23 protein-coding genes, 1 tRNA gene and 2 pseudogenes are annotated in these 23,509 nt (G+C 62.6%); 18 read left to right on the plus strand and 8 right to left on the minus strand.

The features are described 5' to 3' along the window. The first annotated feature begins 74 nt into the window (after positions 1–74). Positions 75–1,061 (plus strand): mevalonate kinase, encoded by a 987-nt coding sequence (gene mvk, locus NATGR_RS12500; protein WP_005579716.1) that lies wholly within the window; start codon positions 75–77, stop codon positions 1,059–1,061. Further along, positions 1,058–1,798: an isopentenyl phosphate kinase gene (locus tag NATGR_RS12505; protein WP_005579717.1), complete on the plus strand. Its 741-nt coding sequence runs from the start codon at positions 1,058–1,060 to the stop codon at positions 1,796–1,798. The genes mvk and NATGR_RS12505 overlap by 4 nt, the downstream gene beginning before the upstream one ends. 134 nt (positions 1,799–1,932) lie before the next feature. Here the strand turns inward: NATGR_RS12505 and NATGR_RS19955 are convergent, their stop codons facing one another. Further along, the gene (locus NATGR_RS19955; RefSeq protein ID WP_005579718.1) at positions 1,933–2,094 is read right to left on the minus strand and encodes a hypothetical protein; all 162 of its coding nucleotides are present in this window, start codon (positions 2,092–2,094) and stop codon (positions 1,933–1,935) included. Between the two features lie 119 nt (positions 2,095–2,213). Continuing rightward, positions 2,214–4,520, minus strand: coding sequence for an amino acid permease (locus tag NATGR_RS12510; protein ID WP_005579719.1), 2,307 nt, complete (start codon positions 4,518–4,520; stop codon positions 2,214–2,216). A 439-nt stretch (positions 4,521–4,959) separates the two neighbouring features. Between NATGR_RS12510 and NATGR_RS12515 the strand changes: the two genes are divergently transcribed. The 3 genes from NATGR_RS12515 to NATGR_RS12525 all read left to right on the plus strand — a co-directional run bounded on the left by NATGR_RS12515 (position 4,960) and on the right by NATGR_RS12525 (position 9,369). Further along, positions 4,960–6,312 (plus strand): ribonuclease J, encoded by a 1,353-nt coding sequence (locus tag NATGR_RS12515; protein WP_005579720.1) that lies wholly within the window; start codon positions 4,960–4,962, stop codon positions 6,310–6,312. A 1-nt stretch (position 6,313) separates the two neighbouring features. After that, a complete protein-coding gene (idsA3, locus tag NATGR_RS12520) occupies positions 6,314–7,369 on the plus strand; it encodes a geranylfarnesyl diphosphate synthase (RefSeq protein ID WP_005579721.1) in 1,056 nt (351 codons plus the stop codon). 242 nt (positions 7,370–7,611) lie between these two features. Further along, positions 7,612–9,369 (plus strand): glutamate--tRNA ligase, encoded by a 1,758-nt coding sequence (locus NATGR_RS12525; protein WP_005579722.1) that lies wholly within the window; start codon positions 7,612–7,614, stop codon positions 9,367–9,369. Between the two features lie 31 nt (positions 9,370–9,400). Here NATGR_RS12525 and NATGR_RS12530 read toward each other — a convergent pair. From NATGR_RS12530 to NATGR_RS12540, 4 genes and pseudogenes are all read right to left on the minus strand, one after another. Further along, positions 9,401–10,224 (minus strand): annotated as a pseudogene (locus tag NATGR_RS12530) (IS5 family transposase). Positions 10,225–10,300: 76 nt separating this feature from the next. Beyond that, a pseudogene (locus NATGR_RS18930) lies at positions 10,301–10,492 on the minus strand (transposase); the annotation flags it as partial. Between the two features lie 206 nt (positions 10,493–10,698). Beyond that, positions 10,699–11,184: a DUF456 domain-containing protein gene (locus tag NATGR_RS12535; RefSeq protein WP_015233645.1), complete on the minus strand. Its 486-nt coding sequence runs from the start codon at positions 11,182–11,184 to the stop codon at positions 10,699–10,701. Positions 11,185–11,261: 77 nt separating this feature from the next. Then, on the minus strand, positions 11,262–11,933 hold the full coding sequence (locus NATGR_RS12540; protein ID WP_015233646.1) for a hypothetical protein: 672 nt from the start codon (positions 11,931–11,933) through the stop codon (positions 11,262–11,264). Positions 11,934–12,094: 161 nt separating this feature from the next. On the opposite strand from NATGR_RS12540, the gene NATGR_RS12545 reads away from it, so the two are divergent. Both NATGR_RS12545 and NATGR_RS12550 read left to right on the plus strand, forming a co-directional pair. Then, positions 12,095–12,832 carry an SDR family NAD(P)-dependent oxidoreductase gene (locus NATGR_RS12545; protein WP_005580347.1) on the plus strand — a complete coding sequence of 246 codons (738 nt, stop codon included), beginning with the start codon at positions 12,095–12,097 and terminating at the stop codon, positions 12,830–12,832. A 79-nt stretch (positions 12,833–12,911) separates the two neighbouring features. Then, the gene (locus NATGR_RS12550; RefSeq protein WP_005580348.1) at positions 12,912–13,712 is read left to right on the plus strand and encodes a DUF7537 family lipoprotein; all 801 of its coding nucleotides are present in this window, start codon (positions 12,912–12,914) and stop codon (positions 13,710–13,712) included. A 15-nt stretch (positions 13,713–13,727) separates the two neighbouring features. Here the strand turns inward: NATGR_RS12550 and tmcA are convergent, their stop codons facing one another. Beyond that, positions 13,728–16,019, minus strand: coding sequence for a tRNA(Met) cytidine acetyltransferase TmcA (tmcA, locus tag NATGR_RS12555; protein WP_005580349.1), 2,292 nt, complete (start codon positions 16,017–16,019; stop codon positions 13,728–13,730). Between the two features lie 262 nt (positions 16,020–16,281). Between tmcA and rpl7ae the strand changes: the two genes are divergently transcribed. The 8 genes from rpl7ae to NATGR_RS12595 all read left to right on the plus strand — a co-directional run bounded on the left by rpl7ae (position 16,282) and on the right by NATGR_RS12595 (position 20,418). After that, positions 16,282–16,644, plus strand: coding sequence for a 50S ribosomal protein L7Ae (gene rpl7ae, locus NATGR_RS12560; RefSeq protein WP_005580351.1), 363 nt, complete (start codon positions 16,282–16,284; stop codon positions 16,642–16,644). Positions 16,645–16,654: 10 nt separating this feature from the next. After that, entirely contained in the window at positions 16,655–16,879 is a 225-nt protein-coding gene (locus NATGR_RS12565; RefSeq protein WP_005580353.1) for a 30S ribosomal protein S28e, read from the plus strand. 2 nt (positions 16,880–16,881) lie between these two features. Next, the gene (locus tag NATGR_RS12570; RefSeq protein WP_005580354.1) at positions 16,882–17,301 is read left to right on the plus strand and encodes a 50S ribosomal protein L24e; all 420 of its coding nucleotides are present in this window, start codon (positions 16,882–16,884) and stop codon (positions 17,299–17,301) included. Further along, complete coding sequence (gene ndk, locus NATGR_RS12575) at positions 17,298–17,762, plus strand: nucleoside-diphosphate kinase (RefSeq protein ID WP_005580356.1); 465 nt, start codon at positions 17,298–17,300, stop codon at positions 17,760–17,762. Before NATGR_RS12570 ends, ndk begins: the two co-directional genes overlap by 4 nt. A 203-nt stretch (positions 17,763–17,965) precedes the next feature. Continuing rightward, the gene (locus NATGR_RS12580; protein WP_015233647.1) at positions 17,966–18,358 is read left to right on the plus strand and encodes a DUF7344 domain-containing protein; all 393 of its coding nucleotides are present in this window, start codon (positions 17,966–17,968) and stop codon (positions 18,356–18,358) included. 140 nt (positions 18,359–18,498) lie between these two features. Then, positions 18,499–19,101: a superoxide dismutase gene (gene sod, locus NATGR_RS12585; protein WP_005580358.1), complete on the plus strand. Its 603-nt coding sequence runs from the start codon at positions 18,499–18,501 to the stop codon at positions 19,099–19,101. Positions 19,102–19,290: 189 nt separating this feature from the next. Next, positions 19,291–19,557, plus strand: coding sequence for a DUF5827 family protein (locus tag NATGR_RS12590; protein WP_005580359.1), 267 nt, complete (start codon positions 19,291–19,293; stop codon positions 19,555–19,557). A 3-nt stretch (positions 19,558–19,560) separates the two neighbouring features. Next, positions 19,561–20,418 carry a hypothetical protein gene (locus NATGR_RS12595; RefSeq protein WP_005580361.1) on the plus strand — a complete coding sequence of 286 codons (858 nt, stop codon included), beginning with the start codon at positions 19,561–19,563 and terminating at the stop codon, positions 20,416–20,418. Here NATGR_RS12595 and NATGR_RS12600 read toward each other — a convergent pair. Continuing rightward, complete coding sequence (locus tag NATGR_RS12600) at positions 20,409–20,987, minus strand: MBL fold metallo-hydrolase (RefSeq protein WP_005580365.1); 579 nt, start codon at positions 20,985–20,987, stop codon at positions 20,409–20,411. The genes NATGR_RS12595 and NATGR_RS12600 overlap by 10 nt on opposite strands. 194 nt (positions 20,988–21,181) lie before the next feature. On the opposite strand from NATGR_RS12600, the gene NATGR_RS12605 reads away from it, so the two are divergent. The 3 genes from NATGR_RS12605 to NATGR_RS12615 all read left to right on the plus strand — a co-directional run bounded on the left by NATGR_RS12605 (position 21,182) and on the right by NATGR_RS12615 (position 23,450). Continuing rightward, positions 21,182–22,444, plus strand: coding sequence for a helix-turn-helix transcriptional regulator (locus tag NATGR_RS12605; RefSeq protein WP_005580366.1), 1,263 nt, complete (start codon positions 21,182–21,184; stop codon positions 22,442–22,444). A gap of 87 nt (positions 22,445–22,531) precedes the next feature. Continuing rightward, positions 22,532–22,606: transfer RNA gene (locus NATGR_RS12610), tRNA-Glu, on the plus strand. Positions 22,607–22,940: 334 nt separating this feature from the next. Then, a complete protein-coding gene (locus NATGR_RS12615) occupies positions 22,941–23,450 on the plus strand; it encodes an HNH endonuclease (RefSeq protein WP_005580367.1) in 510 nt (169 codons plus the stop codon). The last annotated feature ends 59 nt before the right edge of the window (positions 23,451–23,509 follow it).

Below are 23,509 nucleotides of genomic sequence, written 5' to 3' on the forward strand. Positions count from 1 at the left end.
ACGGCGGTTGCTTAAACGACACGTGGCCGGTCGGAGAAGATAGCTATTAAGCGTCGTCGTGCGAACGGCCCTCTATGGCAGTCTCGAGTGCCCCCGGTAAGATCTATCTCTTCGGGGAACACGCAGTGGTCTATGGCGAACCTGCAGTCCCGTGTGCCATCGAGTTGCGGGCGCGGGTCGGCGTCGAGAAACGAGACGACAGTAAACTTCGGGTCCACGCCGAGGATCTCAGCCTCGACGGGTTCACCGTCGAGTACGGCGGCCCGGCCGACGGACGGCCGGACATCGACGCCGCCGAGTCGCTGGTCAGCGCAGCGATGGGGTACGTCGACGGTGCGATCGACCAGGTTCGGGACGTGACGGGTGAGGACGATGTCGGGTTCGACGTCACTATCGAAAGCGACATTCCACTCGGTGCCGGCCTGGGTTCCTCGGCCGCGGTCGTCGTCGCCGCCATCGACGCGGCCACCCGGGAACTCGGTGTCACGCTCGAGACCGACGAGCTCGCGGAACGGGCTTTCCGGACGGAGTATGAGGTACAAGACGGGCAAGCTTCTCGAGCGGACACGCTCTGTTCGGCGACTGGTGGCGCGATCAGGGTCGAAGACGACGACTGTCGCACGGTCGAGACACCGGATCTACCGATCGTGGTCGGGTTCGACGGCGGCGCTGGTGACACGGGTGAACTCGTCGCTGGTGTCCGAAACCTGCGCGAGGAGTACGAGTTCGCGGCCGATACTGTCGAATCGATCGGCGACGTGGTTCGGCGAGGCGAGCAGGCGCTCTCCGACGGCAACTTAGAGGAGGTCGGCCGGCTGATGAACTTCAACCATGGACTGCTGTCGGCGCTTGGCGTCTCCTCGCGCTCGCTCGACACGATGGTCTGGGCTGCTCGAGACGCAGGCGCTTACGGCGCGAAACTTACGGGTGCCGGCGGTGGTGGCTGTATCGTCTCGCTCGATCCGACCGAGGAGACCGAGACGGCGCTGTCGTTCACGCCGGGCTGTGAGGACGCGTTTCGCGCCGACCTCGCCGACGAGGGGGTGAAGCGACTCGAATGATCGTCTTGAAACTCGGCGGTAGCGTCATTACCGAGAAAGATCGGCCCGAGACGCTCGACGGCGAGGCACTCGAGCGAGCGGCCGATGCCATCGCTGGCGCCCGCGGCGGTGGCTGGACGGATCTCGTGGTCGTCCACGGTGGCGGCAGTTTCGGTCATCACAACGCAAGCGAACACGGTATTACGACGACCGACGGGACACACGACGTCGGCGCTTTGCTGGACGTCCACGGCGCGATGACGACGCTGAACCGGTTCGTCCTCCGACGGCTGTTCGGCCGGAACGTCGACGCCGTCCCTGTCCATCCGTTCTCGATGGCCGCACGCGACGGGGATGGCGACCTCGAGTTACCGATCGACGGAATCCGAACGATGCTCGAGGAGGGGTTCGTTCCGATCCTCCACGGTGACCTGGTTCCCCACGCGGGCGCTGGTGCGACGGTCGTCAGCGGCGACGAGCTCGTCGCGGAACTCGCACGGGAACTCGGGGCCGACCGGGTCGGCCTCTGTTCGACGGTCCCGGGTGTGTTGGACGACGGCGACGCGGTGATCGAGGAAATCGAGACGTTCGACGATGCGGCCGACGTGCTCGGGGAGAGCGAGGCGACCGACGTCACTGGTGGGATGGCTGGAAAGGTACAGGCACTGCTCGAACTCGAGGCCGATGCCGAGATCTTCGGACTGGACGAGCTGGATGCATTTCTCGAGGGCACAGAGCCAGGAACAACGATTAAATAAGGGAAACGGGCGGAGCCCGACGGAGAGGCAGGTCGGAGACCGGCATCACAGCGGTGTCAAGCGGTTCGCTGTCCGTCAGTTGTGCGACCGCGCCCTCCTACGGTCGCGCCGGTACATCGGTACAGCACTCCGTATCAGTCGAGTTCGTCGAGCGACTCATACTTGTCCCAACAACTGCACTCGAGGTCGTCGATCGACGTGACTTCCTCGGGGAGCGATGTCGTCCGCATCCCGTCCCCGACGTCGGGACAGTCGTTGGTGTGATAAGAGAAATCGTCTTTCGAAATGATGGGCATACTATCGCCTAAACTAGCATAACTCATAAATGTTCAGTCTCCAGTTATATTGAGAACCGAAATTCGGTTGACTCAGTCGTTTGATCGGGTAAGTTACGTGATCTATTCTGTCGACCTTATTACTCGAACAGGAGTCGTTCGAGGATCGGACGCAAGAACGACCCTCGTCGCGTCTCTTTGGAGTGGACCAGCATCGTGGGTTGTTCGATCGCGGCAGCGAGGCGGTCGGAGCGTTGTTCGATCAGCAGGTCCGGCAGTCGTCGGTGAGTCATCGTACTTAGCATGACGACGTCGGACGACTCGAGTTCCATCGAGAGGCCCGACACTGCGTCGTCGGTGCGGACGATCGCCGACTCGACGGGGACGGTACAGAGGTCGTCGAGTTCGGCGTGGTAGTCTTCGATCGTTTCGGTCAGTTCGTCGGGTGCGTCTTCGCCGACTGCAAAGAGAAACCGGACCCGTGCTCCGAGGACGTCGGCCATCGCGTCTGCGAGTTCGACTTTGAGCGGGTCGTTGAACGGGCTCCGATCGGTGACGATCGCGATTTCGTCGATGCCGATCCGCTGTTCGTGCTGGACAAAAACCACGTCACACGGGGCGTGTTCCATGATCCAGTCGGTGTCACGGCCGAACAGGGTTCCGAGTCGGCTGGTCGCCTCGCGGCGCGCGAGCACGAGGTCCGCACCCGTCCGTTCGGCGAAGTTGACGACCGCGTGGCGAGTGTCGTGGCTGACGATCTCGCCGACCTCGACTGGCACCTCGAGATAGCGCACGAGTTCGTCGGTCCGTTCCTCGAACTCGAGGTCGGTCTCGGAGAGTTCTTCGGCGGGGATGTCCAGTGGCACCTGGTCGGGAACCTCGTCGAAGCGGACGACCCGGATGCGGCCGCCACGTCGACTGACGATCGGTGCGGCCATCTGGATCAGCGCGTCTTCCTGTTCGCGGCTGACATCCTGTCGGATCGGAATGAGTATCTCGTAGGTGCCGTCGTCTGCGAGTTGCTGTTCGGTGTCCTCGACGAACTGTTTGCCCGCCTGACGGCGTGCGAGGCCCTTGGCGACGCCTTCGCGGTCGATCTTGTCCTCGGCGTAGAACTTGAACCAGACGAAGCCGAAGATCACGATGACGATCGAGCCGACGATCTCCTGTGTGTCCATCTGGGCGATGATGAAGATTCCTGAGGCGATTCCGAACAGTTGGACCCACGGATAGCCCGGTGTATGGAAGTCGGGATCGTACCACTCGAGGTCGCGTTCACGGAACGCGATCAGGGCACCACAGACGAGGATGTAGACGAGAATCTGGAACGCGCCAGCCATCTTGGCGATCTCGTCGACTTCCTGGGTGGCGACGATGAAGATGATGATCGCGCCAGTCGTCAGGATGGCGACGAAGGGCGTCGAGAACCGTGGATGGATGTACTCGAACTTCTTCAGGAAGAGGTCGTCGCGGCTGAGCGCGAGCGGGTAGCGCGAGGCTGTCAGGATGCCCGCGTTGGCGGTGCTGACGAGTGCAAGCAGGGCGGCGAAAACGATAGCTGCAACGGCAAAGAATCCGATCGAGACGCCACCGAGGACAGCGTCACCGTAGACGATCTCGGTCGCGACGCCCATCGGCACGTTCTCGTTTTCACCGGTCAGTGCATCGCCATCCACGACGCCGACCAACACGAACACGAGCAGGGCGTAGATCACGGCGGTGATGATAAGCGAGAGGAGCAAGCCAAGTGGGAGGTTTCGTCCGGGGTTCTCGATCTCTTCGGCGACCGCCGCAACCTTCGTCACGCCCGCATAGGAGACGAGAACGAGTGCCGTCGCACCGAAGATGCCGTCGAGTCCTTCGCTGAAGAACGACTCGTAGTTCGCACCGTCGACCTGAATGATCGTCGCTGCGATAAAGACGCCGAGAATGACCAGCATGATCACGACCATAATCGACTGTATCCCGCCAGTCTGTTTGACGCCGATGAGGTTGATCGCAATAAAGAGCAACGCAAACGTGATCCCGAGGGCGCGGACGCCGGGGATCGAAAGTGTCGACTCGAGGAGAGGAACCGCGAGCTCCCACGTCGGAAGCGAGTAGACGAAATCGATGTAGAACATGCCGCCATAGAGTGCGAGCGAGCCTTTGAGCATCAGCATGAGCCAGGTTCCCAGTCCGGCGATCGTTCCGAACGACGGGCCGAGACCGCGCTCGATGAAGATGTAGTCACCGCCCGCTTCGGGCATCGCCGTCCCGAGTTCGGCGATCGAAAGCGCCGCCGGGACGACGAGAATGGCAGCAATCACGAACGCGAGGATCACCGCGGGCCCGGCTTCGGCCATGGCGATCCCGGGTAAGATGAAGATGCCGCTCCCGATCATCGCCCCCATACTAATCGCGATCACGGCAAACAACCCAAGGTCGCGCTCGAGATCCTTCGTCATCGCCCGGGGATTTCGTACGAGAGTTTAGAAAGGTTTGCATTTCGGAATCGAATGTGATGATAACCAATTACGAATAGAACTTTAGGCAGTAATGAGAGATTTAGCACAACATATGGGTTATTCTAGTGGGGTTGTGATTCGGAGACCGAACGCGGGGACACGACCACCCGCCGCCACTGCGAGTGCAGACGACGCCAGTCGTGTGAGAAGTCGGACCCTGCAGACGACCAACCCACTGTGTTTTTAACACTCGGGCGTGTAGCGAGACGTACCGAAACCCGCGGGCAAGTGCGTTCGGGCCCACGACGGTCGTCGTGACCGGTCTGGGGCTGAACGCATAGCGGGATGGCCGACGCGCTGCAAGACGCCGGGGCCTGGCGGTAGTCCGCGGACCGTTTCGAGACGCTGAAGTCGATCGCGGCTTTCAGTACAACGAACCATGGAAATCGAAATCGCAACCATAGGCGGATACGAAGAAGTCGGACGGCAGATGACTGCCGTTCGCGCCGGCGACGACGTCGTCATCTTCGATATGGGTCTGAACCTCTCGCAGGTGCTGATCCACGACAACGTCGAAACCGAACGGATGCACAGTCTCGATCTGATCGACATGGGCGCAATCCCAGACGATCGGATCATGAGCGACCTCGAGGGCGACGTGCAGGCCATCGTGCCGACCCACGGCCACTTAGACCACATCGGCGCCATCTCGAAGCTGGCCCACCGGTACGACGCACCGATCGTCGCGACGCCGTTTACGATCGAACTCGTGAAACAGCAGATCGAGGGCGAACAGAAGTTCGGGGTCGAGAACGACCTCGTCAAGATGGACGCCGGCGAAACGATGTCGATCGGTGACTCCGGCAAGGTCGACCTCGAGTTCGTCAACGTCACTCACTCGATCATCGACGCGATCAACCCGGTCCTCCACACGCCCGAAGGCGCTGTCGTCTACGGGTTGGACAAGCGCATGGACCACACGCCCGTCATCGGCGACCCGATCGACATGGATCGGTTCCGCGAGATCGGCCGCGAGGGCGAAGGCGTCCTCTGTTACATCGAGGACTGTACCAACGCGAGCAAGAAGGGCCGAACGCCCAGCGAGAAAGTCGCCCGCGAACACCTGCGTGACGTCCTCTACAGCATGGAGGACTACGACGGCGGCATCGTCGCGACGACGTTCTCGAGTCACATCGCTCGCGTCAAGAGCCTCGTCGAGTTCGCCGACGACATCGGCCGCCAGCCGGTTCTGCTGGGCCGGTCGATGGAGAAGTACTCCGGCACCGCGGAACGACTGGACTTCGTCGACTTCCCGACCGACCTCGGGATGTTCGGCCACCGCAAGTCCGTCGACCGCACGTTCAAGCGGATCATGAACGAAGGCAAAGAGAACTTCCTACCCGTCGTCACCGGCCACCAGGGCGAGCCTCGTGCGATGCTCACCCGGATGGCCCGCGGCGAGACGCCGTACGAACTGGAAGACGGCGACAAAGTCGTCTTCTCGGCCCGTGTCATTCCGGAGCCGACCAACGAGGGCCAGCGCTACCAGGCCGAGAAACTGCTCGGGATGCAGGGTGCCCGGGTTTACGACGACATCCACGTCTCGGGCCACCTCAACCAGGAGGGCCACTACGAGATGTTAGACGCGCTCCAGCCACAGCACATCATTCCGGCCCACCAGGACATGAGCGGCTTCTCGAGCTACGTCAACCTCTGTGAAAGCGAGGGCTACCAGATGGGGCGTGACCTCCACGTCACTCGAAACGGCAACCTCATCCAACTCGTCGAGTAATATGACCACTTCTGAGACACGAGAGGAGACGGTACTCGAGGCAGTCGGGAAACGACGGGAACTTGTCAACGACGCGGTTCCCGAAGAGTTGCCGGTTGCACGACCCGAACGGCTCTACGAAGCCTCACGGTACCTGCTCGACGCCGGCGGGAAGCGTCTCCGGCCGACGATCCTGTTGACGACCGCAGAGGCGCTTGCAGACGTCGATCCGCTGTCGGTCGAGTATCGGGAGTTCCCGACGGTCGACGAAGACGTCGGCGAGATCGACCTAATGGGTGCCGCAGTCAGCGTCGAAGTCATCCAGTCGTTTACCCTGATTCACGACGACATCATGGACGACGACGACCTCCGCCGGGGCGTTCCCGCCGTGCATCAGGAGTACGACCTCGAGACAGCGATCCTCGCCGGGGACACGCTCTACTCGAAAGCGTTCGAGATCATGCTCGAGACTGGTGCCGAGCCGTCACAGGCCGTCGAGGCGCTCGACGTCCTAGCAAACACCTGCACGCAGATCTGTGAAGGGCAGGCTTTGGACGTCGACTTCGAGCGACGAGACGACGTCGTGCCAGAGGAGTACCTCGAGATGGTCGAACAGAAAACCGCAGTGTTGTACGCTGCTTCGGCCAGTCTCCCCGCGATCCTGATGGGTGCAGACGACGACGTCGTCGACGCGCTCTATGGCTACGGGCTCGACGTGGGCCGGGCGTTCCAGATTCACGACGATGTACTCGACCTGACGGTCCCGAGCGACGAACTCGGCAAGCAACGCGGGAGCGATCTCGTCGAGAACAAACAGACGCTGATCACGGTTCACGCCCGCGAGCACGGCGTCGATATCGACGAGTTGGTCGATACCGACGACGTCGAGGCGGTCACCGAGGCCGAGGTCGACGACGCGGTCGCCCATCTCGAGACCGTCGGTTCGATCGACTACGCCAACGACAAGGCTCGCGAACTGGTCGACCGTGGGAAAGACCGACTCGAGGTTCTGCCGGACAACGAGGCCCACGATCTGCTCGACGAACTCGCGGATTACCTGATCGAACGCGGCTACTGATACGGGTTGCCCTGTGTCTTGGCGGTTGGCGGTCGGCGGGACGTGGCGAGACAAATCCAGCGATCCAACTCTTTGCTTTCGGTCGTTTTCCGGGACTGACAAGGACGGATTGACGACAGTGTTCGGAGCGTCGGGAACTCGAAAATCGAGTCCTCTCCGGGCGTTCGTGCGCAGGGGGTCGTCCGGATGCAGTCGGGTCGACACCGCGAGGATTTTCAACTGCCGCGGCAAACGCATCGCCAATGGACGACGAACTACGAGAGCGCGTCGAGCGCGAAGCCGAGAAACACGCGCTGTTGAACGCGGTCAAACACGAAAGCGACGCCGACGTCGGCGCGATCATGGGGCCGTTGATGGGCGATAATCCTGACTTCCGCCCGCACGGCGACGAGATTCCTGGCGTCATCGGCGGCGTCGTGAGTCGGGTCAACGGCTTCTCCTACGAGGAGAAACGCGAGCGCCTCGAGGAACTCGCTCCCGAGGAACTCGCAGAGATCGAAGCCGAAGACGAAGGCGAAGATCATCCGCTGCCCGACCTCCCGAACGCCGCGGAGCCGGGTTCCGACTCACAGGCTCAGCAGGATGCCGAGGCGGACGACGAGGTTCGGATGCGCTGTGCGCCGAATCCGAACGGCCCGTGGCACGTCGGTCACGCCCGGATGCCCGCCGTCATCGGCACCTACCGCAACCGCTACGACGGCTGGTTCTGCGTTCGCTTCGACGATACCGATCCCGAGACCAAACGCCCTGACCTCGAGGCCTACGACTCGATCCTCGAGGATCTGGAGTATCTCGGGTTCGAACCCGACGCCGTTTACAAGGCAAGCGATCGCCTCGAGACCTACTACGATCACGCTCGTGAACTGATCGAACTCGGCGGTGCCTACACCTGCTCGTGTTCGGGCGAGGAGTTCTCGGAGTTGAAGAACTCGGGAGAGGCCTGTCCGCACCGGGACAAGGACGAAGCGACCGTCCGCGAGGAGTTCGAGGCGATGATCGACGGCGAGTACGAGAGCGGGGAAATGGTCTTGCGCGTGAAGACGGACATCGAGCATAAGAACCCAGCTCTGCGTGACTGGGTTGCGTTCCGGATGATCGATACGCCACATCCACGCAAGGAAGCGAGTGACTACCGCTGCTGGCCGATGCTCGACTTCCAGTCGGGCATCGACGACCACCTGATCGGTATTACCCACATCATTCGCGGCATCGACCTGCAGGACTCGGCGAAGCGCCAGCAGTTCGTCTACGACTATTTCGACTGGGAGTATCCCGAGGTCGTCCACTGGGGACACGTCCAACTCGACGCCTACGACGTGAAGATGAGCACGTCGACGATTTCGGAACTGATCGAAGAAGGCGAACTCGACGGCTGGGACGATCCACGCGCGCCGACGCTCGAGAGTCTCCGTCGCCGAGGCATCCGCGGAGAAGCCATCGTCGACGCCATGGTCGAACTCGGCACCTCGACCAGCGATGTCGATCTCGCGATGAGTTCGATCTACGCCAACAACCGTGAACTGATCGACGACGAGACCGATCGCCGGTTCCTCGTCCGTGACGGGACCGAGGTTCCCCTGGGCGGCAGTCTGCCCGCGGAGGCGAACCCGCCGCTCCACCCCGACCACGCCGAGCGCGGCGTCCGCGAGATTCCCGTTGGCGACGCCGTCTTGCTCGAGGCCGGCGACGTACCGAGCCGCGAAGAGCGCGTCTGGCTAAAGGGTCTGGGCTGTTTCCAGTACACTCGTGACACGCTCCAGTACACCGGCGAGGACATCGAGGTCGTCCGCGATGGCGACGTCGACGTCGTTCACTGGGCCCCTGCCGCAGAGAACGTTCCGGTGAGGATGCGAACGATGGACGGCGACGTGACCGGCCGGGCCGAACCTGGCGTCCTCGAGTACGGCACTGACGACCTCGTGCAGTTCGAGCGGGTGGGATTCGTCCGCATCGATCGTCACGACGACGAGGAGACGGTGGGCTACTACACACACGACTGATATGCTTTGTTGAATAGCTGCTGAATGATGTTTAGAGAGGTTCACAGAGCTTTTCTATGTTGATGATGGCGAACATGAGGACAATTTCACGGAACTGTCGATACCAGCCCAGCGCTCGCACGGCGTCGCCGAGCGAGCGCTTCGTTGTTGAGTACGAGGTTTCGGCCATCCACCGCTGAGAGTACCCTTTTGCCCGGATGAGCGCGTTGTTCATGGCTGCTTTCAGTGATGAACCGCGGTAGTGAACAAGATACTCGACATCAAGTGCGGAGATTTCGTACTCAGTGTGCCAGTCTTGGAACCCGTTATCGGCAGCCACGGACTGCAGGTCGTCCGCGTTCCGGCGGACGACCTGCGGTCCGGTCTTCGTATCGTGCTTCCACCGTGCTGTAATATGGACATCAAGAACAGCGAGCGACTCTATATCAGTTAATGTCGTCACTTCCAGCGTCTGTACGGTGTTTCCTGACCGCTGGCGGAAGTACGATGAGAACGGCGGCGATCAAAGAACGTGCTGTCGAGAGCGGCGTGGCCAGACTGCGGGTGTTGCTGCGCTGAAATGCGCAGCAACGCCCGCCACACCCACATTTTCAGCCGGTCGAACGATTTGTAGATCGTGCTGTAGTCAGGGAGATTCTCTCGATCGAGACCAAGTACGTCACGAACCTCGCTCATATACTTCAGCCGATTCGGCGTTTCACGGTAGCTATGGCCCTCTTCGAGCCGAAAACAGTGGAGGACGACATGGACCCAGCGGGCGAACCCGCCGCTGGCGGGCTCGCCCGCGTGCTTCCCCAACGCTTGTTTAGCTAGGTCACGACACTGCTCAACGAAGTCGAGGATATCGATTTCCATAGGTAGAGTCGAATTCCTCGGCTCCATCCTTCTAAGCTAGTGATATCGGCGGATTAGATCGCTATTCAACAGAGCAGATTGTGCCGGTCTTGTCGTTGAACGTGCGGTCGCAATTCTTACAGAGATAGCGCTGAAAGTGCCCATAGCTGCCGTTCTTGACCGTCAGGTCAGAACGGCAGCGAGGGCAAGTAACATCGTTACGCCAGCGAACCTGCTCTAACAGGTCCGCTGCGACCGATTCCGACCCAAACACATCTAGCGGGATCATGCCTAACGGACACCGCTGACGCGGTGTCCTTGCTCTCTTCGATTCTACAGCGACAGCTGAGCAGTATCAACAATCTCCTACAGAAGAGCGTTAATGGTTTGTGTGTCGCTGCCTATCGGATTCAACCCCGGGGGGGTCAAGCTCCGGGGCATTCTCCTAGCACTTCTGTAAACGCGTCCGACGAATGCAGTGTTTTCTCCGGACGGTCAAAACAGAAACGCCGAGACGAGAAACCCGAGCAGGACCGAGACTGTCAGCAGAACCTGCACGGCCGTCGAAGCGAGAACGCCCACGGTCGCGTAGACGGCCGACCGGGCGCTGCCGGTGATGTCGTCGTTCTGGACGATCTCGAGGACGAAGACGGTCCCGAACAGGCCGACGAGAAACCCGATCGGCCCGGTTACGATCATCAGCAGGATGGCGACGACCGCGGCGACGCCGGTGGTCGTCCAGGAAGCGCCGCCGGCCCGTGCGGCGATCGAGCCACCGAAGAACTCGATCGACAGGGTGAGCAAAGCGAGCGCCGCGAGGACGACGAACGCGACGGTTCCTGGTTCGGTGAATCCCGAGCCCCACCAGTAGAGGACGAGTCCGGACAGCGAGAGGAGTCCGCCGGGAACGAGCGGCACGAGCGTCCCGACGACGGCGGCGACGAGGAGCGCGATTGCGACGACCGCGACGACCTCGACCATACTCGATCAGAAGACGGATCGAGTCAAAGACCTGTCGTTCTCCTCGGCGACTCGTGGACGGATCGAGTCAGTTTCGATCAACTCGCTCGCCGCTGGCGGCGAAGCCAGAGTCCACCGACTGCGAGAGCGCCGACGCCGACGGCCAGCGCTCCGGCGGAGACCAGCAATACCTCTAGTGGTGCGGCCGATCCGTGTTTCGGTGGACCGGGCGTCACCGCGTAGTACGTGCCGTCGTCTACGACGATTGGCGTCCGTCCGTCACTGCCGGGGTACTCGACGGGTTCGCCGGTCTCGATCGCCTCCCGTGTGGGTTCGGCGGCGTCCTCGAGGCTGACCGCGAGTTCGTCCGCGACGGATACGGAGGTGCGTTCGGTGGCCTCGATGGCGACCGACTCGCCGTCGACATCGACCTCGAACTCGTAGAACGTCTCGTCGAAGAGCACGAAATCGTAGCGGTCGTCCCCGACGAACGAGTACGTCGACGACGCGTTTTCGATCGATCCCTCGTAGCGGCCGTCGGTCGCTGCGACCTCGAACGCGTCTCGGATCTCGGTGGCGGGCGGACTACTGCGATCCACATCGTGGATGCTCGGGGCGCTCGCGAGTTCCTCGTGGTCGGTTTCGGGATCGAACTCCGTCGCGGAAAGCGACGGCGTGCCGGCGACGCCGACGACGGGAAACGCGAGCAGCGCCGCTCCCAGGACGAGGAAGCCACCGAGGACAAGTCGACTGCGGGAGGGCGGGAACATACCCGTTCTTTCTCGAGGAGCCCACATAAGTGTTGATTCGAGTACCTGTTCTGTAACGAGACGGTGTCGTCCGGTCGGTCCTGTCGTGAACGATCTCTCGACGCGCTACGTCCGTCGCCGACGACCAGCACTGTTATGTTCCCGTCGGAAAACGTGAATATATGACTCAGGGAGCGATCATCGTCGGCGCGTCCTCCGGCATTGGCGAGGCGCTGGCACGCGAACTCGCGGACGACGGCTACGTCGTCGGGCTGGCAGCCCGGAGGACGGATCGACTGCGCCGGATCGGCGAGCAACTCCCGACACAGTCCTACGTCGCGACGATGGACCTCACCGACACCGAAGACGCCCGCCAGGGCTTTTTCGAACTCACCGAGGCGATGCCGTCGGTCGACCTCGTCGTCGTCAGCGCCGGTATCGCCGACGTGAACTACGACCTCGAGTGGGCGAGCGAACGGCAGACGATCGACGTCAACGTCCGCGGGTTCACGGCGATCGCGACGGCGGCACTCTCCTATTTCGAGGCGAACCCGGACCACGCGAGCGAGAAAGACGGGCACCTCGTCGGCATCTCCTCGGTCGCGGCTCGCTTCGGCAACGGCGGAACGCAGGCGTACAACGCCTCGAAAGCGTTCGTCTCGCGCTATCTCGAGGGGCTCCGGGTCCGACAGGCCGGCAACGACGTCGACGTGGCGGTCACGACCATCGAACCGGGATTCGTCGACACCGAGATGTCCTACGGCTCGTTCTGGCAGTGTTCGCCCGGAACTGCAGCGAACCAGATCGCACGGGCGATCCGCAAGGAGAAGACCCACGCCTACGTCACGCGCCGATGGCGACTCGTAGCGTGGACGCTGTCGTTGATTCCAAACCCGATTCTTCGGCGCGCGTTGTCGTAACTACCGCGATCATGCGTCGACGCTCTTCTCGTCCGGGCAGCCGCAAATATGTTAAGTGAACTGAACGAAGGGTGGTCGTATGACTCGAGTGGCAAGAAGGCGCATACTCTCGTCGAGTCTCGTCGCTGGACTTATTCCTGTTCTCGCAGGCTGTAGCAGCGGTTCGCCCACGGAAACCGAACCGGACCGGCCACTCGAGGATGTCGACGTTCCTGGCGTCGAGAACGGCCGCCTCGAGTCAGTACCCGAACTGGCGAGTGCCCACCACGACGCAGTTCTCGAGCGGTCGGCAACGAAACGTGGCACGAAGACGGGACCGGCCGTCGGTCCGGGCGGCGAGAGCGAGACGATATACAGCGAGGCGAGAATCGACGGTGACGAGTTCTTCTATCGGGTCACGACGGACGCCGGGATCGACGATCGGGTTCGCGAGGAGTACGTCGACGGCCTGGATCACCACGTGGCGATCCGAGAGGGCGGCGAATGGGCGGCGGAACGCGTCGGGCGGGGGGCCGGAACGAGTCGGACGTACCTGTCCGGCAACACACACCTGCACCGACTGGACGACTCCCCACGGTTCGTCGGCACCGAACGACGTCGTGATGGGACCTACTACCTCTTCTCACACCGGTTCGAGGGGATGCCGGAGTTCGTCGAAGAATCACACGCGTACTCGCTGCCGGACGGCGGCGAAGTGACGGACACGCGAGGGCGGTATCTCGTCGACGAGGGCGGACTCTGCCGCGAGTTCGAGACAGTCGAGCGCTACGGAGGAGACGGAATCGACGCCCCGCACAATCGCGTTGTTGAGTGGTCGCTCTCGACCGTCGGATCGACGACCGTCAAGGAGCCCTGGTGGGTCGACGAGATCGACCGGTAGACCGACCCATCGTCGTCACCGTTCGCTCTCGAGAAACCGCTCTCTGGCCTCGAGTGCCGCCTCGACGCCCTCGTCGACGGCGTAGTGATCGACAAGTGGCTGGAACGCCTCGCCGAGCGCTCGCATGCACTGGCCGCTCGAGGGGTACTCGAGTCGATCCGCGACGGTCGACCACTCCCGGCCCTGCAGTGCTCGCAGGACGAGCAGCCGTTCGGCGCGCGTCGACAGGTCGACTGCAGCGGGTTCGTCGACGAAGTACTGCACCACGAGTCGGCGGAACGGGCCGGGATCGATGTCGAACAGGCCGGGGCCGTAGGCCGCCCCGGCGACGACGCGCCAGTCGTGGTCGGAAGCCTCGAGCGGCGGCGCAGCGTCGGCGTCGACGGCCCGCAACGCCGCACGGGCCACGTCGGGATCGAGGTCGGCGAGCGAGTCCGTACACAGCGACGGGAACCGGCGAGCGAACCAGCGGGCGTGTCGGTCGTGCAGTTGCTGGCCTCGCTCCGTCACTGGATCGAGCAATAGCGTGGAGTACTCGCCGCTGGCGTCGTTGCGCGTCGTCGAGACGTGGACCGTCCGGTAGCCGTTCGCCCGCCAGAACTCGAGCAGGCCGGGTGTCGCGCCGAAGCCGGTACCGAGCCAGTCTACGTCGTCGTATTCGTTGCGAACGCACTCGAGTAGCCACGACCCGAGACCGCGGGAGCGGGCCGCGTGGTGGGTTGCGATGCGGACGATCCGGATGCCGGCCGACTCGCCGGCCTCCTCGTCTCGGAGTTGGCTCGTAAGCACGTCCGGCAGCATGTTTCCGCGAACGCGACCGCCCTCGTACATCTCGGCCCGCGTTGCCGCCGAGAGGCTCCCTTCGTGGGCCAGCAGGGCAACGCTGACGACGTGGCCGTCCGCGAGCAGCGCGCGAGCCTCGAGATTCGGGGCGTCTAGCAAGCGCGCGAGGTCGTTCGGCTCGGTCCGGTAGTGGGCGAGCACCAGCAAGCCGAAGGCTTCGCGCAGGAGTCGCTCGTCGGCCAGCAGGTCCTCGGGCTCGAGTCGCCGGTACTCGACCGTCTCCGGGTCGGCGTCCGAGACCAGGGGCTCGACCGGCGGACGGGCGTCGAGCAAGAGCGCGCGGAAGGCCCACACCTCTACGGGGTCGCCGGCGGCGTACCGGATCGGCTCGACGAGCGTCCGTTCGGACACCTCGTGGTCGCTCTCGGCGAGTCGATCCCTGAATCGGACGGAAAAGCCCCGCCCCGCACCCTCGTAGCCGTGGATCGTCGTTGCGAACGCGACCGCGTCGGCCGCGAGAAACGACTCGAGGCGGGCGACCGGGAGGGCGGCGGCTTCGTCGACGATCACCACGTCGGCGGCCCCGAGATGCTCGAGCGCTTCGTCGGGCTCGAGAAACCGGACGCATCCGCCAGCTCCCGTCTCGACGCGGCTGGATTCGACCGTCGTCGCCGTCTCGAGTGTCTCGCAGAGTTCGCCGGCGCGCTCGAGCACCTCGCGGGCGTTCCGGGAGTCGGGTGCGGTCACGAGGACGTCCTCGCCGTCGGCGGCGAACGCGCCTGCGGCAAGTCCGGCGGCACTGGATTTCCCGCGACCGCGGTCGGCCTCGAGAACGACGGCACGTCGATCGTCTTCGCCGGCTTCGGCTCCGGCAGCACGCAGCGACTCGAACGCCGCGACCGCCTCGAACTGGTCGGCCGTGAAACAGGCCTCGTAGGCGGCAGCCGGGAACCGGTGAGCTGCCGGAGGCTCGAGCGCTGGCGTCGCCGTTTCCAGGCGTGTTGCCGGCTCCGTCAGCCCGCTGTCTTCGATCCGGGCGTGCTCGAGGTCGACGATAGCGATGCCGCGATGCTCACGGAGGGTGTCGACGAGTCGCCGCCGGAACCGGCCCGTGACGGCCTCGAGGTCGAACGGCGGAACGGCGAGTGACTCGTCGAACGCGCCGCGGCGATCGGACCACTCCTCAAGCGACGGCGTCAGGAGGACGAGCAGGCCGCCGCCGTCGACGGCACCGACGACTGTCCCCAGCGCGTTCGGTCGGAGACTGTCGTGGGCGTCCAGTACTACGATATCTCGAGTCGTCCCGAGGAGTTCGCTCGCGTGAGGCTGAGAGAGCTGTTCACAGCGCAGTCGGTCGTCGGGACCGACGAGAGTGGTCCGAGTGATCGGAACGGACAGCGCTTCGAGGACGGTCTCGAGACGCTCGTACCCGCGTTCGCGGTCGCCCGCGAGCACCAGTAGGCGTCGCTCGTCCGTTTTGTTTGCCTCTGCAGACAGCGACTCCGCGAGCCCGACCACGTCCATGTGTCGGCGTTACCTTCTCGAGAGTAATAGTCATCGGAGTACGATCGAGCCCGAATCACACGTTCTGTGTAAGGGTATCCCACGGCTCCGTTCGTTTGAACACGCTTTTAAGGGGGGCAACGTAACTCGGTAGTACACCCTACGCGGGGTTGATGATGCTCCTAGCCTTACAGGACTTCCGCCGGACTCCGTTCGGCCAGGGGTGGTCCCACCCCGAACGGCAGGGGAGCGCGAGCCCACGTGTAGGAGAGGTGAACAACCTATGTCAGTCTACGTTACAACCGACATCCCAGCCGACCTCGCAGACGACGCCCTCGAGGCGCTCGAGGTCGCACGAGACACCGGACGAGTAAAGAAAGGAACAAACGAAACGACGAAGGCGATCGAGCGCGGCAACGCCGAACTCGTCTACGTCGCCGAGGACGTCTCTCCCGAAGAGATCGTGATGCACATCCCCGACCTCGCCGAAGAGAAAGGAATCCCCGTCGTCTTCATCGAAACCCAAGACGACGTCGGTCACGCTGCCGGACTCGAGGTCGGCTCGGCCGCCGCGGCGGTCGTCGACGCCGGAGAGGCTTCTGGTGACGTCGAGGACATCGCCGACAAGGTCGAGGACCTCGAGTAGGTGATCAGAGATGAGTGCTGAAGAGGAAGAAAACGGTTCCACGCCCGCCGAGGTTATCGAGATCGTCGGCAAGACCGGCATGCACGGCGAAGCCATGCAGGTCAAGTGCCGAATCAAGGAGGGCGAGAACCAGGGACGGATCATCACCCGAAACTGCCTCGGGCCGGTCCGCGAAGGGGACGTACTCCAACTTCGTGAGACCGCCCGCGAGGCAGACTCCATCGGAGGACAGTAACAATGGTCGAGAAGCGCACCTGCGACTACACTGGCGAAGAAATCGAGCCCGGCACGGGCATCATGTACGTCCAAAACGACGGCTCCGTGCTCCACTTCGTCGACTCGAAAGCCGAGAAAAACTACAAGCTCGGCCGCGAGCCACGCGACCTCGAGTGGACCGAAGAAGGTCGCGCAGGCAAGGCTCCCACAGAGACCGACGAGGAAGCCGAGCAAGACGAGGCCCTCGAGACCGAGGACGAAGCCGTCGACGAAGACGACGACTCCGAACCGACCGACGACGAGGACGCCGCGGAAGGCGAAGCCGACGCCGAGGAGGCCACCGAAAGCGAGTCCAACGGCGTCGCTGACGGCGCGGAAGACGACGAAGACGAACCGGACGCTGCCGCGGAAGCCGACGCCGAGGAGGACGAGAGCCAATGAGCGACCACGAACGTACCTTCGTGATGGTCAAGCCTGACGCCTTCGCACGCGGTCTCGTGGGCGAGGTCGTCTCCCGACTCGAGGACCGCGGGCTCAAACTCGTCGGTATCAAGGTCGAGAACATGCCCCGCGAACGGGCCGAAGAGCACTACGGCGAACACGAAGACAAGCCGTTCTACGACGATCTCGTCGACTTTATCACCTCCGGCCCGGTCGTGCCGATGGTCTGGGAGGGCCAAGACGCCACCCGTCAGGTCCGCCAGATGATCGGCGAGACCGACCCGCTCGAGGCCGATCCCGGCACGATCCGTGGCGACTATGCCCTGGATCTCGGCCGGAACGTCGTCCACGCGGCCGACCACGAAGACGACGGTGCAAACGAACGCGAGATTGCGATCCACTTCGACGATGACGAACTGATCGACTACGATCAGCACGACGCCGAGTGGCTCTACGAGTAACCGGTTCGTTTTCACACTTTTCGCCGGACTCTCGACTCCCTTCTTCGAGCCGCTGGTGTCGCCGCCGCGTTTAGGTCCGAGGACTGTAATATACAACTTATTTAGTTCGGGCCGCGCCTCAGATAGACGTAACACCTAATGTGTCGGCCACAGTAGAGGCTCGTGGTGGTTTCGAATGGTAACACACGGTAGGTGGTCCGGGGATGCGTGAAGCCGAACGGAGGTCGACGGCGCTTACGGTGGGGTCTACGCCGTCGCTCGATTGCGTCTTCGACCTACTTTCGGATCGCCGTCGCCGGTATGCACTGTACTACCTGCACGAACGGGACGATGGGGTTGCAACTATCGACGAACTCACGAACTACGTCGCGGCCCTCGAGGCGAGGGTGGATTCGGATTCCGAGACGGGAACGGAGTCGGAGGGCGCCGAAGCCGACCGAAAACAACGGATTCGGACCGAACTACAGCACGTCCACCTGCCGAAGCTCGAGGAAGTAGGCGTCCTCGAACAGGATCAACGAAGCGAAACCGCTCGTTACTGGACGCAGCCGTCGATCGAGGAGTGGCTCGAGCACGCTCGCCACAAGGAGCTGTAGCCGACTACTGCTGTTGGGTCCAAGAAACGAGCGACACGTCCGACTAGTAGTTCAAGGGCCAAAATATGGCGGGTGGTACCGTCTCCCACCTCAAGCCTTAACAGGTATGCTAGCGTTAAAAGAGCTACAGGTGTGTACATATGACTGACCACGAACTTCCACCACTTCCGTACGAGTACGACGCACTGGAGCCGGCCATCTCGGAGCAGGTCGTGACCTGGCACCACGACACCCACCACCAGGGGTACGTCGACGGTCTCAACAGCGCCGAAGCGGAACTCGCCGAGAACCGCGAATCCGGCGAGTTCGGCTCGACGCCCGGCGCACTCTCGAACGTCACCCACAACGGCTGTGGACACTACCTCCACACGCTGTTCTGGGAGAACATGTCGCCCGACGGCGGCGGCGAACCCGAGGGAGAACTCGCCGACCGCATCGAGGAAGACTTCGGCTCCTACGAGGGCTGGAAAGGCGAGTTCGAGGCCGCAGCCGGCGCTGCCGGTGGCTGGGCACTGCTGGTCTACGACCCCGTCTCCAAGCAACTGCGCAACGTCGCCGTCGACAAGCACGACCAGGGTGCGCTCTGGGGCGCTCACCCAATCCTTGCGTGTGACGTCTGGGAACACTCGTACTACTACGACTACGGCCCGGACCGCGGGAGCTTCATCGAGGGCTTCTTCGACGTCGTCGACTGGGACAAAGTAGACGAAGAGTACCAGAAGTGTCTCGGCCACTTCGAGTAGGCGACGACCGGTAACTCTCGTATTTTTCGACGCGACACCGACGAGCCGTGCGTTCGGTCGGTGACCGCTCGAGACGACTGACACGTTCCTGTCGGCGGTCGCTCTAACCGCCAGTGCCCCGGGAGAGACAACGAAAGCACAGCGGCCGGGACCGGTGCGGTCTTGAGGGACGACCCGGTACTAGCGTCTATGCCAGTACCGAAGTCCGAGTTCGGCACGCTCCCACCGTGTGATTTCTACACCCCCGAGGAACTGCTCGAGGAAGACCAGATGTACACCGTCTACGAAATCGCTCGTCTACTCCAGGGACTCGAACCCGACGCGGAGATTGAAGCCGAAACCGAGGACATCCTGCTCGACTGGGCGATCCCGTGGATCATGGTCAACGCCGACGATCTCGTCGTCGCAGAACCGCGAACCGACGACGAACCGGGCTACTACGGACTCGCAGCGTAACGCATGCTGTTGCTCGTCGTCGGTACCGACCGCGTCGACGCCGGAAAGACAACCTTCTCCGTCGGGTTGCTTGAGCGAACCGGTGGGGCCGGCTACAAGCCGCGTGCGGGCAACGACTACTGGTTTGATCACGACGACTGCCAGCGTGCGCTCGCTGACGGCCGTCTCTACGGTACAGACGCTGTCAGACTCACGGCTGCCGACGAGCGTGGCCGAACACCCGAAGCACTCAACCCAGTCCATCGGCTGTGGCGTCCGGCTCCCGGCAGTGAAACCGGAAACGGACTGTTGGGCCGTAGAGACCGAGAGTTCCTGATCGACCGGATCAGTCGACCCGGCGAAGGCGAGACCTACGTCCGGAATGCAACCGCTACAGTACCCGACCCGATCGTCGAGGCACTCCCGCTCGAGGACGCCATCCCCGTCGAGACCGTCGACGAACTCAACGAGGTCGCGTCCACTCACCACGTCCCAGCGTTCGAGTCTCTCACCAGGGAGATCGAAGACAGCGAAATCGCGGTCGTCGAATCCTACAGCGACATCGCACAACCGCTCACCTCGCTCGACCCTGCCACCGTCACCGCCGTCGCGGCCGTCCGACCCGGCCGCGCGACCGTCTACCGCGGCGACCGATACTGCCGTGCCTGCGAAATCGCAAGCTCGAGCCCACGAGACGGCACACTCGAGAAACGGGTCTCCGCCGTCCTCGACTATCTCGATCCAGTCGAGCGCGTCTCGCTGCCGCCGCTGGAAACCGACGAGCGGAGTGATCCGGCAGTCATTGCGGACGCCTACGAGGACGCATACGACGCGTTGCTCGCCGCTGTGGCGGCCCCCGGCTCGGAACCACCTCAGGCCTGACGCGCCATCCGAGAGGCAAGCTCGACGTGATCGTATGGCTCGGTGTTCACACTCGGGCCGTGCCCCGTGTGCATCTCCCCGAGACGCTCGTCGACCCACTCGAGGACGCGATCGATGCTCTCGACGAGCGTTTGCCTGTCACCCTCCTCGAGATCCGTCCGTCCGAAACTCCCGTTCTGGAAGACGAGATCGCCGGCAAAGAGGACGCCCGCATCCGCCGAGTAAAAACAGAGGTGATCGTCCTTGTGGCCGGGCGTGTGGAGCGCGACGTACTCGTGATCACCGAGACGGACGCTCTCTTCGTCTTCGATTTCGTGATCGACGCCGTCGATCGAGCCGTCGTACCCCCACGCATCGACACCAAAAGCCTCTTTGACCGCCTCGAGATTGCCGACGTGATCACGGTGCGTGTGAGTGAGAACGACGGCATCGAGATCGGCGACACGAGAGTCGATCGCGTCGACGACGTCGAAGTTCGCCCCAGGATCGACGACGACGGTCCGCTCGCCAGTGACCAGAAAGACGTTGCTCGTGAAGGCCTGAACGCCCTGTGCGAGGTTCGCTATCATGACTGTGGCTACGGTCGCGCCCGATTTGTGCGTGTCGACACGACACGGCCGAGCCACTCACACCCGCCACCACCGCCGTCGTCCAGCAGGCCCGGAGCCGAACCCGACGACTGCAGGCCAATCCCACGGCCCACGCCGGCCACATCCCCGTGTATTCACAAGCATTTTTAGCTACGGCACGTAGTGGGAAACCAATGAACCGGTCGGTCTTCGTCGGGCTACTCGCATGTGCTATCTTCGTCGTGATCGTCGCTCTTCCCGGCTCGGCGATAGCCGTAGAGAGCGGGCTCGGGGACCGCGGCGTCGTATCCGATACGGACACACGACAAGACGCCGAAACCAGCCTGCACTCGAGCACCGCCGAACGAACCAGCCAACCCAGCGTCAACTCCCGTGACTTCGATACGACGACCTTCGACATCACCATCCACACGAACGGAACTGCAACCTGGACGTTCCGATACGAACAGCGTTTCGCCAGCGACGAGGACGAACAGCGTGAAAACTTCGAAGCGTTCGCAGAACAGTTCGAGGCCAACGCCGACGAGACCGAACTCTTCGATCGCTTCCAACTCCAGGTCGAATCGATGGCCGACATCAGTGCCGAAGCCACCGACCGAGAGATGGAGGCGACGAACTTCAACCGATCCGCCCGGATAGAAGGACAACTCAACCCCGTCGGCGTCGTCGAAATGTCGTTTACCTGGCACGGGTTCGCTGCCGTCGACGACGACCAGAACCGACTGACCGTCGGCGACGTCTTCCAGGGCATCTACATCACCGAAGAACAGACGATAATCGTCGACCCCGGCGATGAACTCACGTTCCAATCCGCCGACCCCGATCCACAGTACGCCGGCACCTCCCTCGAGGACGCACCCACCATCCGCTGGAGCGGCGAACGAGAGTTCATCGAGGGACATCCACGGATCGTCCTCGAACCCGACGACGGCAAAGATAGCGGAGTCGGCAACGCCAACTCCATGTTGTCTGACATCGACAGCAGTGACACACCGTGGACAGCCCTCATCGCAATCGGTGGCTTACTGGTGCTCGGAGCGACAAGCCTGGCAATCTGGTACCGCCGCCGAAGTCACGAGACGACCACCACAGACACCGAATCGGCAACCACCACTACTGATCAAGCACCACCCCACTCCCCCCCATCGTCTGCCGCAAGCCCCAGTATCCGCACCGACGAACAGCCAGCGGACCCACTTGACGACGAACTCCTCAGCGACGAAGACCGCGTCGTCAAACTCATTCGCGAAAACGGCGGCCGCATGAAACAAGTCAACATCGTCGAGGAGACCGGCTGGTCGAAATCCAAAGTCAGCATGCTCCTCTCGGACATGGAAGACGAAGGCACCATCAGCAAACTCCGCGTCGGCCGCGAGAACATCATCAGCCTCGAAGGATTCGAACCCGAGGCGACGAAGTCGCCATTCGACGAGTAATCGTCCCGTGGCACCCCGAATCACCCCCAGTTCGAAACGGAATGCTTAAACATCGTACCACGTTACGGTAAGACGCAGACGAAGCCCGCTCCGATAGTGTAGTCCGGCCAATCATATTGCCCTCTCGAGGCAATGACCAGGGTTCGAATCCCTGTCGGAGCATTCTCCTGTTTCCAGCCATCTAACGGCTGTTTTGGAAGACAGTTGACCTTCCCTATTGCCCTTAGGGGCAATCGAGATTCATCGTAAATGTAGGAGCCATTTGCTGTCTCAAAAACATCATATATGTTTAATGACCCGCTACTCGACCGGAACTGGAACACGGCAGATTTGGTAGCGTATTCCACTCCAGTCGTCTGTAGCTTCCCTCTTCCCCATTTCCTTACTGTAGCCTCGATAGCGACATGGGAGGATTGTCAGTACGTATCGCCCGCTTCCGGCCCGTCACGAGGACACGCCTCCGCACGTATCCGACGACCCCAGGGAGTGCGCTAAGATGTACTACGAGCCGTACTGCCGGTGCTGCCCCGTCGAGGACATCAATTTCAATTTCGCTAACGGCTGGGAGGAGAAAGACCTCGTCGTCCACCACAAGAACGCCGACCCGACCGACAACCACCCACGCAACCTCCTCGTCGTCTGCCGCGAATGTCACGGCAAGATACACGGCGGCAGCGGCACCCACTCCCACAAGCGGTACTGGAAACAGCTGCCCGAGGAATCGCGGACCGGAACCGCGATGCGGACCGTCAAGCGCGAGGTCGTGTTCGACCAGGCCCGGACGTGTGATGCGGCGCGCCGCCGGGTGAACGAGCGACGCGAGGAACTCGGCCTGAACCACCTCGAAAACCCGGAGTTCGAACGCCGCGTCTACGACCTTGTGAAGCGCCACCTCGACGGGGACCTCCGCGGCGACTGTACCCTCTGTGCCATCCGCGTCTCCAACAGCGTGACCGTTGAGCCCGGGGACGGGCACGGCCGCACCCGCATCCGAATCTCCACGTGACGATGCCTGTCTGTGCCCCTAGCGTCGACAGTGCCGTTAGTTGAAATGGGGGCGTTAAA

Source organism: Natronobacterium gregoryi SP2 (assembly GCF_000230715.2).
Classification (GTDB): domain Archaea; phylum Halobacteriota; class Halobacteria; order Halobacteriales; family Natrialbaceae; genus Natronobacterium; species Natronobacterium gregoryi.